This is a genomic window from Streptomyces cyaneochromogenes, from assembly GCF_003963535.1.
GTDB lineage: Bacteria > Actinomycetota > Actinomycetes > Streptomycetales > Streptomycetaceae > Streptomyces > Streptomyces shaanxiensis.
The window spans coordinates 5,088,117-5,100,579 of record NZ_CP034539.1; the positions used below are offsets into that span (position 1 = coordinate 5,088,117).

The 12,463-nt window shown below is 68.0% G+C and carries 14 protein-coding genes; 6 read left to right on the plus strand and 8 right to left on the minus strand.

What is annotated here, in order from left to right:
- Window positions 1-92 precede the first annotated feature (92 nt).
- Complete coding sequence (locus EJ357_RS23090; RefSeq protein ID WP_126393469.1) at window positions 93-959, plus strand: GNAT family N-acetyltransferase; 867 nt, start codon at window positions 93-95, stop codon at window positions 957-959.
- A 23-nt stretch (window positions 960-982) separates the two neighbouring features.
- Here EJ357_RS23090 and EJ357_RS23095 read toward each other — a convergent pair whose 3' ends face one another.
- Window positions 983-1,423, minus strand: a complete 441-nt coding sequence (locus tag EJ357_RS23095; RefSeq protein WP_126393470.1) for a GlcG/HbpS family heme-binding protein — start codon at window positions 1,421-1,423, stop codon at window positions 983-985.
- Between the two features lie 103 nt (window positions 1,424-1,526).
- Window positions 1,527-2,738, minus strand: coding sequence for an MFS transporter (locus EJ357_RS23100; RefSeq protein ID WP_126393471.1), 1,212 nt, complete (start codon window positions 2,736-2,738; stop codon window positions 1,527-1,529).
- 140 nt (window positions 2,739-2,878) lie between these two features.
- On the opposite strand from EJ357_RS23100, the gene EJ357_RS23105 reads away from it, so the two are divergent.
- Both EJ357_RS23105 and EJ357_RS23110 read left to right on the plus strand, forming a co-directional pair.
- Window positions 2,879-3,337: a MarR family winged helix-turn-helix transcriptional regulator gene (locus tag EJ357_RS23105; RefSeq protein WP_126393472.1), complete on the plus strand. Its 459-nt coding sequence runs from the start codon at window positions 2,879-2,881 to the stop codon at window positions 3,335-3,337.
- A 9-nt stretch (window positions 3,338-3,346) separates the two neighbouring features.
- Window positions 3,347-3,799: a GNAT family N-acetyltransferase gene (locus EJ357_RS23110; RefSeq protein ID WP_126393473.1), complete on the plus strand. Its 453-nt coding sequence runs from the start codon at window positions 3,347-3,349 to the stop codon at window positions 3,797-3,799.
- Window positions 3,800-3,845: 46 nt separating this feature from the next.
- Here EJ357_RS23110 and EJ357_RS23115 read toward each other — a convergent pair whose 3' ends face one another.
- Together EJ357_RS23115 and dnaB are read right to left on the minus strand one after the other, a co-directional pair.
- Entirely contained in the window at window positions 3,846-5,237 is a 1,392-nt protein-coding gene (locus EJ357_RS23115; RefSeq protein WP_126393474.1) for a serine hydrolase domain-containing protein, read from the minus strand.
- A gap of 61 nt (window positions 5,238-5,298) precedes the next feature.
- Window positions 5,299-6,777 carry a replicative DNA helicase gene (gene dnaB, locus EJ357_RS23120; RefSeq protein WP_126393475.1) on the minus strand — a complete coding sequence of 493 codons (1,479 nt, stop codon included), beginning with the start codon at window positions 6,775-6,777 and terminating at the stop codon, window positions 5,299-5,301.
- Between the two features lie 459 nt (window positions 6,778-7,236).
- On the opposite strand from dnaB, the gene EJ357_RS23125 reads away from it, so the two are divergent.
- Window positions 7,237-8,574, plus strand: a complete 1,338-nt coding sequence (locus tag EJ357_RS23125; RefSeq protein ID WP_126393476.1) for an MATE family efflux transporter — start codon at window positions 7,237-7,239, stop codon at window positions 8,572-8,574.
- 131 nt (window positions 8,575-8,705) lie between these two features.
- On the opposite strand, the gene rplI is transcribed toward EJ357_RS23125, so the two are convergent.
- The 4 genes from rplI to rpsF form a co-directional block, all read right to left on the minus strand.
- On the minus strand, window positions 8,706-9,152 hold the full coding sequence (gene rplI, locus EJ357_RS23130) for a 50S ribosomal protein L9 (RefSeq protein WP_126393477.1): 447 nt from the start codon (window positions 9,150-9,152) through the stop codon (window positions 8,706-8,708).
- A gap of 18 nt (window positions 9,153-9,170) precedes the next feature.
- Window positions 9,171-9,407 carry a 30S ribosomal protein S18 gene (gene rpsR / locus EJ357_RS23135; RefSeq protein WP_003949403.1) on the minus strand — a complete coding sequence of 79 codons (237 nt, stop codon included), beginning with the start codon at window positions 9,405-9,407 and terminating at the stop codon, window positions 9,171-9,173.
- A gap of 81 nt (window positions 9,408-9,488) precedes the next feature.
- Window positions 9,489-10,082 carry a single-stranded DNA-binding protein gene (locus tag EJ357_RS23140; RefSeq protein ID WP_126393478.1) on the minus strand — a complete coding sequence of 198 codons (594 nt, stop codon included), beginning with the start codon at window positions 10,080-10,082 and terminating at the stop codon, window positions 9,489-9,491.
- 80 nt (window positions 10,083-10,162) lie between these two features.
- Complete coding sequence (gene rpsF / locus EJ357_RS23145) at window positions 10,163-10,453, minus strand: 30S ribosomal protein S6 (RefSeq protein ID WP_007383258.1); 291 nt, start codon at window positions 10,451-10,453, stop codon at window positions 10,163-10,165.
- A gap of 286 nt (window positions 10,454-10,739) precedes the next feature.
- On the opposite strand from rpsF, the gene EJ357_RS23150 reads away from it, so the two are divergent.
- On the plus strand, window positions 10,740-11,051 hold the full coding sequence (locus EJ357_RS23150; protein ID WP_126393479.1) for a hypothetical protein: 312 nt from the start codon (window positions 10,740-10,742) through the stop codon (window positions 11,049-11,051).
- A gap of 215 nt (window positions 11,052-11,266) precedes the next feature.
- A complete protein-coding gene (gene femX, locus EJ357_RS23155) occupies window positions 11,267-12,385 on the plus strand; it encodes a peptidoglycan bridge formation glycyltransferase FemX (RefSeq protein ID WP_126393480.1) in 1,119 nt (372 codons plus the stop codon).
- The last annotated feature ends 78 nt before the right edge of the window (window positions 12,386-12,463 follow it).

The following is a 12,463-nucleotide window of genomic DNA, read 5'->3' on the forward strand; positions in this document are numbered from 1 at the left end:
GCTGTGCGGTGGGCCATGACATGGCCAAAAGCTCGTACGTCTCCCCGGAAACGGCTGGACGATCAGGGCAGTCGTCAGACAGCCTGACCTGCGTGCCGACTCCTTCCCTCGCCGCTCTGCCCATCCGCCGTCTGACGCTTCGCGACCTCACCTCCTGCGCCGACTTGTCCGAGGATCGAGGTTGGCCCCGCGAGGAACACAAGTGGGGGTTCCTTCTCACGGCCGGGAAGGGTTACGGCATCGACGACCCCGAGGGCGGTCTCGTCAGCGCCTGCGTGGTCACGGAGTACGGATCTCTCGGCCGTCCCGATCTGGGGGCCATCGGCATGGTCCTGGTCGCCGAACGCCATGCCCGACGGGGCGTCGGCCGCCGGCTGATGCGTCACGTCATCGCCGCGATGGGCACTACGCCGCTGACCCTGCACGCGACGCCGAACGGCCGACCGCTCTACGAAGAGCTCGGCTTCAAGGCCACCGGCCGGGCGGAGATGCTGCGCGGACACTTCCGCCCCGGCCCCTCGGCGCCCGGTGTCGCCACGCGCGCGGCCACCGCAGAGGACCTGACCGCGATCGTGCGGCTCGACGATGAGGTGTTCGGCGCGGACCGCACGCACATCATCACGCGGCTCCCCGCTTTCACCGACCAGCTGCGTGTCGCCGAGGTGAGCGGCCGCATCGTCGGCTACGCGGGAGCTTGGCCCAACATGGACACACAGGTCGTGGGCCCGCTGATCGCCCGTGACACGGAGACCGCGAAGGCGCTCATCGCCTCCCTCGCCGCCCACACCGATCGTCCGTTGCGCACTGACATCGACGTACGCCACGAGGAGCTGCTGGCGTGGGTGAAGGAGCACGGTCTGGGCTCCGTCGCCTTCAACGCGGTCATGACGTACGGCATCGCGGAACTGCCCGGCGATTGGACCCGGCGGTTCGCCCCGCTGACGGTGGCGGCGGGCTGAGGCTCGCGGCTGCGGGCTTGCTGTCAGCCGAGTGCCTCGATCGCGGCCGTCGCCAATCGGTGGTCCTGCTCGGGCGCGCCACCGCCGACCCCGATCGCGCCGACCAGCCGGCCGCCCCGATGGATCGGCGCACCCCCCGCGATGAAGAGCAGCGGCCGATCGAGCGCGGTGGGCAGGGTGTGGAAGAGGCCACCAGGCTGTACGGCGTCGACGAGATCCGCGGTGGGGGCGTCGAGCTGGAGTGCCGTGTAGGCCTTGCGGGTGCTGGTCTCCCCGGAGATCAACACGGCTCGGTCGTCACGCCGGAAGGCGAGCAGGTGGCCTCCGGCATCCAGGACCGTGACGCTGACGGTCACCCCTGCGGCCTCGGCGGCCTGATGGGCGGTGGCGACGAGGGCGTCGGCGTCCTGGGTGGTCAAGGGGGCGATGGCGGTGACGGCGGTGGTGGCAGTGGCGGTGCTCATTGAGGGTTCTCCTTGCGGTGTGGTGCTGAGGTGGCCGGTCACGGGGCCGTAGGTGCGGGGGCGGCCCTGACCCCGCACACGGATCGGCTCAGTACGGATCGGCTCAGTGGTGAACGGCAGCTCGCTGCCCGGCGGGCGCGGTACTCGTGACGACGGTGCTGGGGGATGCTCCGTCGCGGCGCTCCAGCGCTGCCGACACGAACGCGAGCAGCAGCGCGGCGGCGGCGAGGGCGGCGCCGACCCAGTTGGGGGACGTGTAGCCGAACCCGGCCCCGATCACGATGCCGCCTAGCCAGGCTGACAGGGCGTTGCCGAGGTTGAAGGCGCCGATGTTCACGGCCGAGGCCAGCGTCGGGGCACCGTGCGCCTGGTCGAGGACGCGCTTCTGCAGCGGTGGGACGGTGGCGAAGCCCAGGGCACCGATCAGCGCGATCGTGACCGCAGCGAGGATCTTGTTCTGCGCGGTGAGTGTGAAGAGCGCGAGCACGACGGCGAGGGCGCCCAGAGAGACGTACAGCAGGGGCATCAGCGCGCGGTCGGCGTACTTGCCGCCGATCAGGTTGCCGCCGACCATGCCGAGCCCGAACAGGACCAGCAGCCAGGTGACGGAGCCGTCGGCGAAGCCGGCGACGTGGGTCATCATCGGCGCTATGTAGGTGATGGCCGCGAAGACGCCGCCGAAGCCGAGGACCGTCATCGCCATGGCCAGCAGGACCTGGGCGTTCTTGAAGGCCGCCAGCTCGTGGCGCAGGCGGACGCCCTGTGGCTTGGGCATGTCCGGGACGAGCTTGGCAATGCCCGCCAGGCCGACGACGCCGAGTGCGGCGACGATGCCGAACGTGACGCGCCAGCCGAGGGACTGCCCGACGAACGTGCCCAGCGGGACGCCGACGACATTGGCGACGGTCAGGCCGGTGAACATCATCGCGATGGCCCCGGCCTTCTTGTCCGGGGCGACCAACTCGGCCGCCACGACCGAGCCGATGCCGAAGAAGGCACCGTGGGCGAGTGAGGCGACCACTCGGCCGATCAGCATGACGGCGAAGGCGGGAGCGACCGCGGACAGCAGGTTGCCCGCGATGAACAGCCCCATGAGCAGCATCAGCATCCGCTTGCGGGTGACCTTGGTGCCCAGCACGGTCATCAGGGGAGCGCCCAGGACCACCCCGAGCGCGTAGCCGGTCACCAGGAAGCCGGCGGTGGGGATGGAGACCCCGAAGTCGCCCGCGACCTCGGGCAGCAGGCCCATGATCACGAACTCGGTCGTTCCGACTCCGAAGGCCCCGATCGCGAGGGCCAGAAGCGCGAGAGGCATGTAGGGGTACACCTTCCCAGAGATTGCAGGAGCGCTTTACGCGTGACGACAATACTTGCAGACGCTGCATACTTGCAAGCGCAGACTATTTCGACCCGGCGCTACTCTTGCTTCAGTCGCTCCAGGACGGAGGAAACGCCATGACAGCGACGGACCCCGCGCTGACCGCCCTCGCCCAGGGCTGGTGCGCCCTCTCCCTGCTGCACGGCAGGATCGAGGCACACATCGAGCGCGCCCTGCAGGCCGGCCACGACCTCAGCGTGCGCGAGTACTCCCTGCTCGACGTCCTCAGCCGCCAGCACGACGGCGAAGGCGGCCACCTGCAGATGAAACAGGTCGCCGACGCGGTCGTCCTCAGCCAGAGCGCCACCACCCGCCTCGTCACCCGCCTCGAGGACCGCGGCCTGCTCTCCCGCTACCTCTGCCCCACCGACCGCCGCGGCATCTACACCGACGTCACCCCAGCAGGCCTCACACTCCTCGAAGAAGCCAGGCCCACGAATGACACAGCCCTGCGCGAGGCCCTCGACGAGGCCGCGAAGAACCCCGAACTCGTCCCCCTGGTCCGGGTCGTGGAGTCGCTCCCGGCGCCCGCATAGGGTGCGGGCATGGGAGATCTTGAGATACGCCCCGCGGTCGCCGAGGACATCCCCGCGATCGTCGGCATGCTCGCGGACGATCCGCTGGGCGCCCAGCGTGAGTCACCGGATGACGTGACCCCCTACCTGGCCGCCTACGAGCGGCTCAACAGCGACCCGAACCAGCATCTGGTCGTCGCCGTCCGCGAGAGCCGTGTCGTCGGCACGCTCCAGCTCACGGTCATTCCCGGACTGTCGCGGCGTGGCTCCACCAGGTCGATCATCGAAGGCGTACGCATCCACGCCGACGAGCGCGGCAGCGGCCTGGGCACACAGCTCATCGAGTGGGCGATCGAGGAATCCCGCCGGCAGAACTGCCAGTTGGTGCAGCTGACCTCCGACAACAGCCGCACGGACGCCCACCGCTTCTATGAGCGGCTCGGCTTCACGGCCTCACACGTAGGATTCAAGATCCAGCTGTGAGACGACGAAGCGCCTGTTTCACGTGAAACAGGCGCTCACCCGGCCGTCAGAAGGATTTGCTGCCACGCCACCCATCGGGATCCACACCGCCCGGCACGGCAGCCCCCTCTTCGTACGGCTGACGCGTGAAGACGAACGACCCTAGATCCAGATGGTCCACGGCCCCGTCCGGCCGTCGTACGGCCTTCAGGAGCTCCCCGGCGTAGTAGCCCTCCAGGCCCGTCCATGTACCGTCCCCGTTGGCACGGAATCGCGAACGGCGACCCTTGCCGGACAGCGGCTCCAGCGAGACAAGCCCGTCGGCGGTCAGCCGCAGGGCGAAGGCGTGCGTCCCCCAGTACCACTGACCCGCCAGCTCAAGAACCGCGGCCTCGACTTCAGGCAGCGGACGCCAGGGTTCGGGAATCCGCGGCTCGGCCTCGGCGACGATGCGGACGAGGTCGGCGGCGACGAGGGAGACCAGCGGACCTGAGGTGCAGTTGGTCAGCACCACGGCCGCGACATCGTCCTCCACGCTGATGGTCAGACTCGCCAGGAATCCCGGCAACGATCCACCGTGCCCCACGAGGAGCCGTCCGTCCCTGTGCTGGATCTGCATACCGAGGCCGTACGCCGCACCATCGGCCACGTCGGCGGCCTCGGGCGGCGCGGCGGGCGTCCGCATCTCCCGTACGGTCCCGGCACTCAGCACCCGGTCGTCACCCCTGGCCAGGAAGACGGCGAACCGCGCCAAGTCATCAGCTGTCGACCAAAGTTGACCCGCCGACGCCATCCGGCCCAGGTCTTCGACAGGCTCGGGAAGCATCACATCGGCCCAGGGATGCACCGCCCAGCCTCCCGCGTGCGGCGCCTGCGCTCGCGTACTCGTGCGCTTCAGGCCCAGGGGTTCGAGCACTTCACGCCGGAGTACGTCCTCCCACGGAGCCCCACGCAGCTTCTCGACCAGCGCGCCCAGGAGCGTATAGCCGGGATTCGAGTAGTGGAACCGGCGGCCGGCCGGATGCAGGATGGGCTGCTCACCCAGGACGTCGGAGAGCTCGGGCCGCAGGGATCCGGAAGTCCGCTCCCACCACGGCCCGGGCGACTCGGCCGCCAACCCACCGGTATGGGCGAGCAGTTCGGCAATGGTGGCCTCCCCCGCACCCGTGCCCGGCAGATGCTTCTCCAGCGGGTCACCGAGGTCGAGTAGACCTTCGTCGCGCAGCCGCAGGACGAGAACGGCGGTGAAGGTCTTGGTGATCGAACCGATCCGGTACTGCACGTTCCCGTCCGGCCCGTGCCCGTCCACCGAGGTGCGCGAGCCATGCCACACGGTCCTGCCCTCCCGCACGACCGCGGCGACCAGCGAGGGCGCGCGCCCTTCGGCCTGGGCCACGGCGATACGGTGCAGCAGTGCCCGGCGCGTGGCGGGGAGCAGCTCTTCCTGGGAAGTCGTCATGCCCCCAGTCCACCCCGGCGGACGCTCGGGAGTCGAGCGCATATCCCCCGTGTGAAGCGGATCAGGTCTGCGCCATGTCCACGAACCGCGAGTAGTGGCCCTGGAAAGCGACCGTGATCGTCGCCGTCGGACCATTACGGTGCTTGCCCACGATGATGTCCGCCTCGCCCGCGCGGGGCGACTCCTTCTCGTAGGCGTCCTCACGGTGCAGCAGGATCACCATGTCGGCGTCCTGCTCGATGGAGCCGGACTCACGCAGGTCGGAGACCATCGGCTTCTTGTCCGTGCGCTGCTCGGGGCCACGGTTCAGCTGCGAGAGCGCGATCACCGGGACCTCCAGCTCCTTGGCCAGGAGCTTGAGGTTACGGGACATGTCCGAGACCTCCTGCTGGCGGCTCTCGGATCGCTTCGACCCGCCGGCCTGCATCAGCTGCAGATAGTCGATGATCACGAGCTTGATGTCGTTGCGCTGCTTCAGCCGACGGCACTTCGCTCGGATCTCCATCATCGACAGGTTCGGTGAGTCGTCGATGTACAGCGGCGCGGCCGAGACCTCGGGCATCCGGCGCGCCAGACGCGTCCAGTCCTCATCCGTCATGGTGCCGGAGCGCATGTGGTGCAGGGCCACACGGGCCTCGGCGGACAGCAGGCGCATCGCGATCTCGTTGCGCCCCATTTCGAGGGAGAAGATCACGCTTGCCAGGTTGTGCTTGATCGACGCCGCCCGGGCGAAGTCCAGCGCGAGCGTGGACTTACCCATGGCGGGACGGGCCGCGATGACGATCATCTGGCCCGGGTGCAGGCCGTTGGTGAGCGAGTCCAGGTCGGTGAACCCCGTGGGCACACCGGTCATCTCCCCGCTGCGGGAGCCGATCGCCTCGATCTCGTCGAGCGCGCCCTCCATGATGTCGCCGAGCGGCAGATAGTCCTCGCTGGTGCGCTGCTCGGTGACCGCGTAGATCTCGGCCTGGGCTCGGTTGACGATCTCGTCGACGTCGTCGTCTGCCGCGTATCCCATCTGTGTGATGCGGGTGCCGGCTTCGACCAGGCGGCGCAGCACGGCCCGCTCATGGACGATCTCCGCGTAGTACTCGGCGTTCGCCGCCGTCGGCACCGTCTGGACCAGGGTGTGGAGATACGAGGCACCGCCGACCTTGTTGATCTCGCCGCGCTTGGTGAGCTCGGCGGCGATGGTGATGGGGTCGGCCGGCTCGCCCTTCGCGTAGACGTCCAGGATCGCCTGGAAGATCGTCTCGTGCGCGGGCTTGTAGAAGTCGTGGCCCTTGAGCACCTCGACGACGTCGGCGATGGCGTCCTTGGACAGGAGCATGCCGCCGAGGACAGACTGCTCGGCATCGAGATCCTGCGGGGGTACCCGCTCGAAGGTCGAGCCGCCGCCGTCCCACTCCCCGTTCTCCCGGCCGCGGTCATGCTGCTCGTCGCGCCCTCGACCACCGTCACCACGTCGGCGGGAGGCAGGCAGACGATCACTTGGACCGCTGTCGGCCCACGGGTCGTCCAAGGGCTCGGAAATGCTCACCGAGCCACCTCCTCCCGTCCGCCGAGCGGACCTCGGCGTGCCCCTCAGTTCTACGGCACGCCACTGACAAATGAGAGGCCCAACTCCGGTTGTGGCACGTCGGCTTTGTGACGGTTTCCCTGCCGACAGACGGAGTGGGCGCCGGACCACGGTAGGCCTGCGGGCACCGTCAGCCAATCTGGTTATCCACAGGCCATGTGGACGACGGCCCCGATGCTGTGGAGAACTCCGCAAAACCTGTGCACGACACGGTGGACAGCCCTGTGAACAAGCTCCCGGCGATTCCCGGACGCCGACTCTGACCTGCGCCTTTGCCATCCACCGGCTGTGCAGAAGAAAAACTTTCCCAGTCGGACCAAGATCGCTTCGAACGGTGCACGGAAGCGCACACCACGAGACGGTAAGTAAGGGTCACTACTCCATTGCATCTCTTACCTGTGGACGATTAGATTGGTGGCCATGACACAGGCTCCCGCGACCACCAAGGCCACCCGGCGACAGCACGACCGAGAGATCGTCGCACTCGCCGTCCCCGCCTTCGGCGCACTTGTCGCCGAGCCTCTGTTCGTCATGGCCGACAGCGCGATCGTCGGCCATCTCGGCACCTCACAACTCGCCGGACTCGGGGTCGCCTCCGCCCTCCTCATGACGGCCGTCAGTGTCTTCGTTTTCCTCGCCTACGCCACCACAGCGGCCGTTGCCCGACGCGTCGGCGCCGGCGACCTCCAGGCCGCCATCCGCCAGGGCATGGACGGCATCTGGCTGGCGCTCCTCATAGGCGCCGCGGTCATCGCGGTCGTCCTTCCCACGGCACCATTCCTCGTGGACCTCTTCGGTGCCTCGGACACCGCCGCCCCATACGCGACCACCTATCTACGGATCTCGGCACTCGGCATCCCAGCCATGCTCGTCGTGCTCGCAGCCACCGGCGTTCTGCGCGGCCTGCAGGACACCAGGACGCCCCTCTACGTCGCCATCGCGGGCTTCGTCGCCAACGCCGCCCTCAACGTGGGTCTCGTCTACGGCGCCGACCTCGGCATAGCGGGTTCCGCCTGGGGAACCGTCATCGCCCAGTGCGGAATGGCTGCGGCTTATCTCGTGGTCGTCGTCCGCGGTGCCCGTGAACACGGCGCGTCCCTGCGTCCCGACGCGGCGGGGATAAGGGCCTCGGCACAAGCCGGAGTGCCCCTGCTGGTCCGCACTCTCTCGCTGCGGGCCATCCTCATGATTGCCACGGCTGTCGCAGCCCGCCTCGGGGACGCCGACATCGCGGCGCACCAGATCATCCTGTCGCTCTGGAGCCTGCTCGCCTTCGCGCTGGACGCCATCGCCATCGCCGGGCAGGCCATCATCGGGCGGTATCTCGGCGCCGACGACGCCGAGGGCGCCCGGGCCGCCTGCCGCCGCATGGTGCAGTGGGGCATCGCGGTCGGCGTCGTTCTGGGACTGCTCGTGGTGGTCTCCCGCCCGGCCTTCCTGCCGTTGTTCACGAGCGATTCCTCGGTCAAGGACACCGCCCTGCCCGCCCTGGTGATCGTGGCGCTCTCCCAACCGATCTGTGGCGTCGTCTTCGTCCTGGACGGCGTCCTGATGGGAGCGGGCGACGGCCCCTACCTTGCCTGGGCCATGGTGCTCACCCTGGCGGCGTTCGCTCCGGTCGCGCTGCTCGTCCCCGTGCTCGGTGGCGGACTCACCGCGCTCTGGGGAGCGATGACGCTGATGATGACGGTGCGCATGATGACGCTCTGGCTACGTGCCCGTTCGGGCCGCTGGATCGTCACGGGAGCGACCCGTTGACCGTTTCACGTGAAACAGCGTGTTTCACGTGAAACGAACTCGATCCGCTCCCACACGGAGAACCCGCAGCGAAGGGGCCGTACCCAACGGGTACGGCCCCTTCATTCAGCTGTTCAAGCCGAGCGCGGCAATCAGGCCGCGATGACCTCGATGTTGACCTTGGCGGCAACCTCGGGGTGCAGACGCACGGACGTCTCGTGGGCGCCCAGGGTCTTGATGGGCGAACCCAGCTCGATGCGGCGCTTGTCGACCTCGGGGCCACCGGAAGCCTTGATCGCGGACGCGATGTCGGCCGGGGTGACGGAACCGAAGAGACGACCGGCGTCGCCGGAGCGGACGGCCAGACGGACCTTCACACCCTCGAGCTGGGCCTTGACAGCGTTGGCCTGCTCGATGGTCTGGATCTCGTGGATCTTGCGAGCACGACGGATCTGCTCGACGTCCTTCTCGCCACCCTTGGTCCAGCGGATAGCGAACTTCCGCGGGATGAGGTAGTTGCGAGCGTAACCGTCCTTGACGTCAACAACGTCGCCCGCGGCGCCGAGGCCGGAGACCTCGTGGGTGAGGATGATCTTCATGTGTCGGTCACCCTTCCCTTATCGCGCGGTGGAGGTGTAGGGCAGCAGCGCCATCTCACGGCTGTTCTTGACGGCCGTGGCGACGTCACGCTGGTGCTGCGTGCAGTTGCCGGTCACGCGGCGGGCACGGATCTTACCGCGGTCGGAAATGAACTTCCGCAGCATGTTCGTGTCCTTGTAGTCCACGTACGTGACCTTGTCCTTGCAGAATGCGCAGACCTTCTTCTTAGGCTTGCGCACAGGCGGCTTCGCCATGGTGTTTCTCCTGTGTGATCAAGAAGTTTGGGTACGACCCGCCCTCGACCGGATCAGGCCCGGAAAGCCGGGCCCGAAGGCCTAGAAGGGGGGCTCGTCCGAGTAGCCGCCGCCACCGCCGCCGCCGGAGTTTCCACCCCAGCCGCCGCCACCGCCGCCGCCCTGCTGGCCACCGGCGGGAGCGCCGGTCGCCCACGGGTCGTCGGCAGGAGCGCCGCCGCCCTGCTGACCGCCGCCGGAGCCACCGCCCCAGCCGCCGCCACCCTGGCCGCCACCGCCGCCGTAACCGCCCTGGCCCTGCCCACCGCGGCCGGCGGTCTTGGTGACCTTGGCCGTGGCGTTGCGCAGGCTGGCGCCGACTTCCTCGACGTCCAGTTCGTAGACCGTGCGCTTGACGCCCTCACGGTCCTCGTAGGACCGCTGCTTCAGTCGGCCCTGCACGATGACGCGCATGCCTCGCTGGAGCGACTCCGCGACGTTCTCCGCCGCCTGACGCCAGACCGAGCAGGTGAGGAAGAGGCTTTCGCCGTCCTTCCACTCGTTCGTCTGGCGGTCGAAGGTGCGGGGCGTGGACGCGACACGGAACTTCGCGACCGCCGCACCGGAGGGGGTGAAGCGCAGCTCGGGGTCATCGACAAGATTGCCGACGACCGTGATGACGGTCTCGCCTGCCATGGGGGAACCTCTCGGCGGGTTTGCTGCTGGCTGCTTGGTGCTGCTGCTACTCGAATCCCGAGATCAGCTGAGCGGGATGCTCAGTGGGTCTCGGGGCGGAGGACCTTGGTCCGGAGGACCGACTCGTTCAGGTTCAGCTGGCGGTCGAGCTCCTTGACGACCGCAGGCTCGGCCTGCAGGTCGATGACCGAGTAGATGCCCTCGGGCTTCTTCTTGATCTCGTACGAGAGACGACGACGGCCCCAGGTGTCGACCTTCTCGACCTTGCCGTTGCCCTCACGGACGACGGAGAGGAAGTTCTCGATCAGGGGGGCGACAGCGCGCTCCTCCAGATCGGGGTCGAGGATGACCATCACCTCGTAGTGACGCATGTGGAACCCACCTCCTTTGGACTCAGCGGCCACGGTCGTTCCGTGGCAGGAGGGTCGTGATGCGTACGCAACGGTATCGGCCACCACTGACAATCGGGGGCCGGCTGGCGGCTTTCCCACTTGGACTGGGCGGACTCCCTGGCATGGCCTGGGCAGACACCGGTGCAGACGGTACAGAGTACCCGCACACGTGCTTCCGGTTGAAATCAGCCCCCAGGGCCCGTCAATCTGTACACATCGGGTGTGTATGGCGCTACGATGCGCCGCCTTTCGCAGGAGGTGCCCTATGGCACAGGCATTGCGACCCAACACCGTCGGAGGCCTCTTCGCCACGGACGGAAAACCCCACCCTCTCCAGGACACCCTGCTCGCGGTGACCCTGGTGCTGGGGATCACGTCTTTCGTCACGGCGATGTTCCACAGCCTGCATCTGCTCAGCTCCTGGACCGGCCTGGTGGGCATCCTCACCGGCGCCTACGGCCAGTGGGTCTCGGAGACGACCCGCGAGCGCTTCGGACTGATCATCGGTCTCGGCGCCTCGGCGGTCGGCTTCTTCCTGGGCATGGCGCACGGCGGTCTCTTCGGCGGGGTCTTCTGACGCCAGGGGCACCGTCCTCCCCACGCCGGCATCGGAGGAAGTCCCCCGGACACCGGTAAAACACCGAATAGAACGGCACCGAACGTCTCGGCGGCCCGCAGGCCGAGGCGAAGGTGACGTACGCCCAGGCGGGGCGCTCTCAAGGCGCAGTAGGCTTCCGCGAGAGCCGGAGCCCCTGTACCCATGGGGACACACCAGCCCGAGGAGCGCCCCGAATGAGCCTGACCCTGAGGACGATCAGTCGCGAGCAGCATCTGGCATACATCCAGAGCCTGCCGTCGGCGAGCCACATGCAGGTTCCGGCCTGGGCGGACGTCAAGGCGGAGTGGCGCTCGGAGAGCCTCGGCTGGTTCGACAAGAGCGGCGAACTCGTCGGCGCAGGCCTCGTCCTCTACCGGCAGCTGCCCAAGATCAAGCGCTACCTCGCCTACCTGCCCGAGGGCCCGGTCATCAACTGGTTCTCGCCAAATCTGAACGACTGGCTGGAACCGATGCTCGCGCATCTGAAGCACCAGGGCGCCTTCTCCGTGAAGATGGGCCCGCCGGTGATCATCCGCCGTTGGGAGGCCACCTCCATCAAGGCGGGCATCCAGAACCCGGACGTGAAGCGGCTGCGCGACATCGAGGCCGACTTCATCGAGCCGCGCGCCTTCGAAGTCGCCGACAAGCTCCGTCGTATGGGCTGGCAGCAGGGTGAGGACGGCGGCGCCGGATTCGGCGATGTCCAACCTCGGTACGTCTACCAGGTGCCGCTGGCGAACCGCTCCCTGGAAGAGGTCCACAAGAACTTCAACCAGCTGTGGCGCCGCAACATCAAGAAGGCCGAGAAGGCCGGTGTCGAGGTCGTCCAGGGCGGCTATCAGGACCTCGAGGAATGGCAGCGCCTGTACGAGATCACCGCCGTGCGCGACCACTTCCGGCCGCGCCCGCTGTCGTACTTCCAGCGCATGTGGACGGCTCTCAACACCGAGGACCCCAACCGCATGCGGCTGTACTTCGCCCGCCACGACGGTGTGAACCTGTCGGCGGCGACGATGCTGATCGTCGGTGGGCACGTCTGGTACTCCTACGGCGCCTCCGACAACATCGGCCGTGAGGTCCGGCCCTCGAACGCGATGCAGTGGCGCATGCTGCGCGACGCCTACGCGCTCGGCGCGACCGTCTACGACCTGCGCGGCATCTCCGACTCGCTGGACGAGACCGACCACCTCTTCGGCCTGATCCAGTTCAAGGTGGGCACGGGCGGCCAGGCCGCCGAGTACCTCGGCGAGTGGGACTTCCCGCTGAACAAGCTGCTCCACAAGGCGCTCGACATCTACATGTCGCGTCGCTGACCTCGCGCTCCCTGCTTCGATACCGTCAATTGCTGCACCGTCGATAGCTTCCATATCTCTGATACACCGCAGCCACGA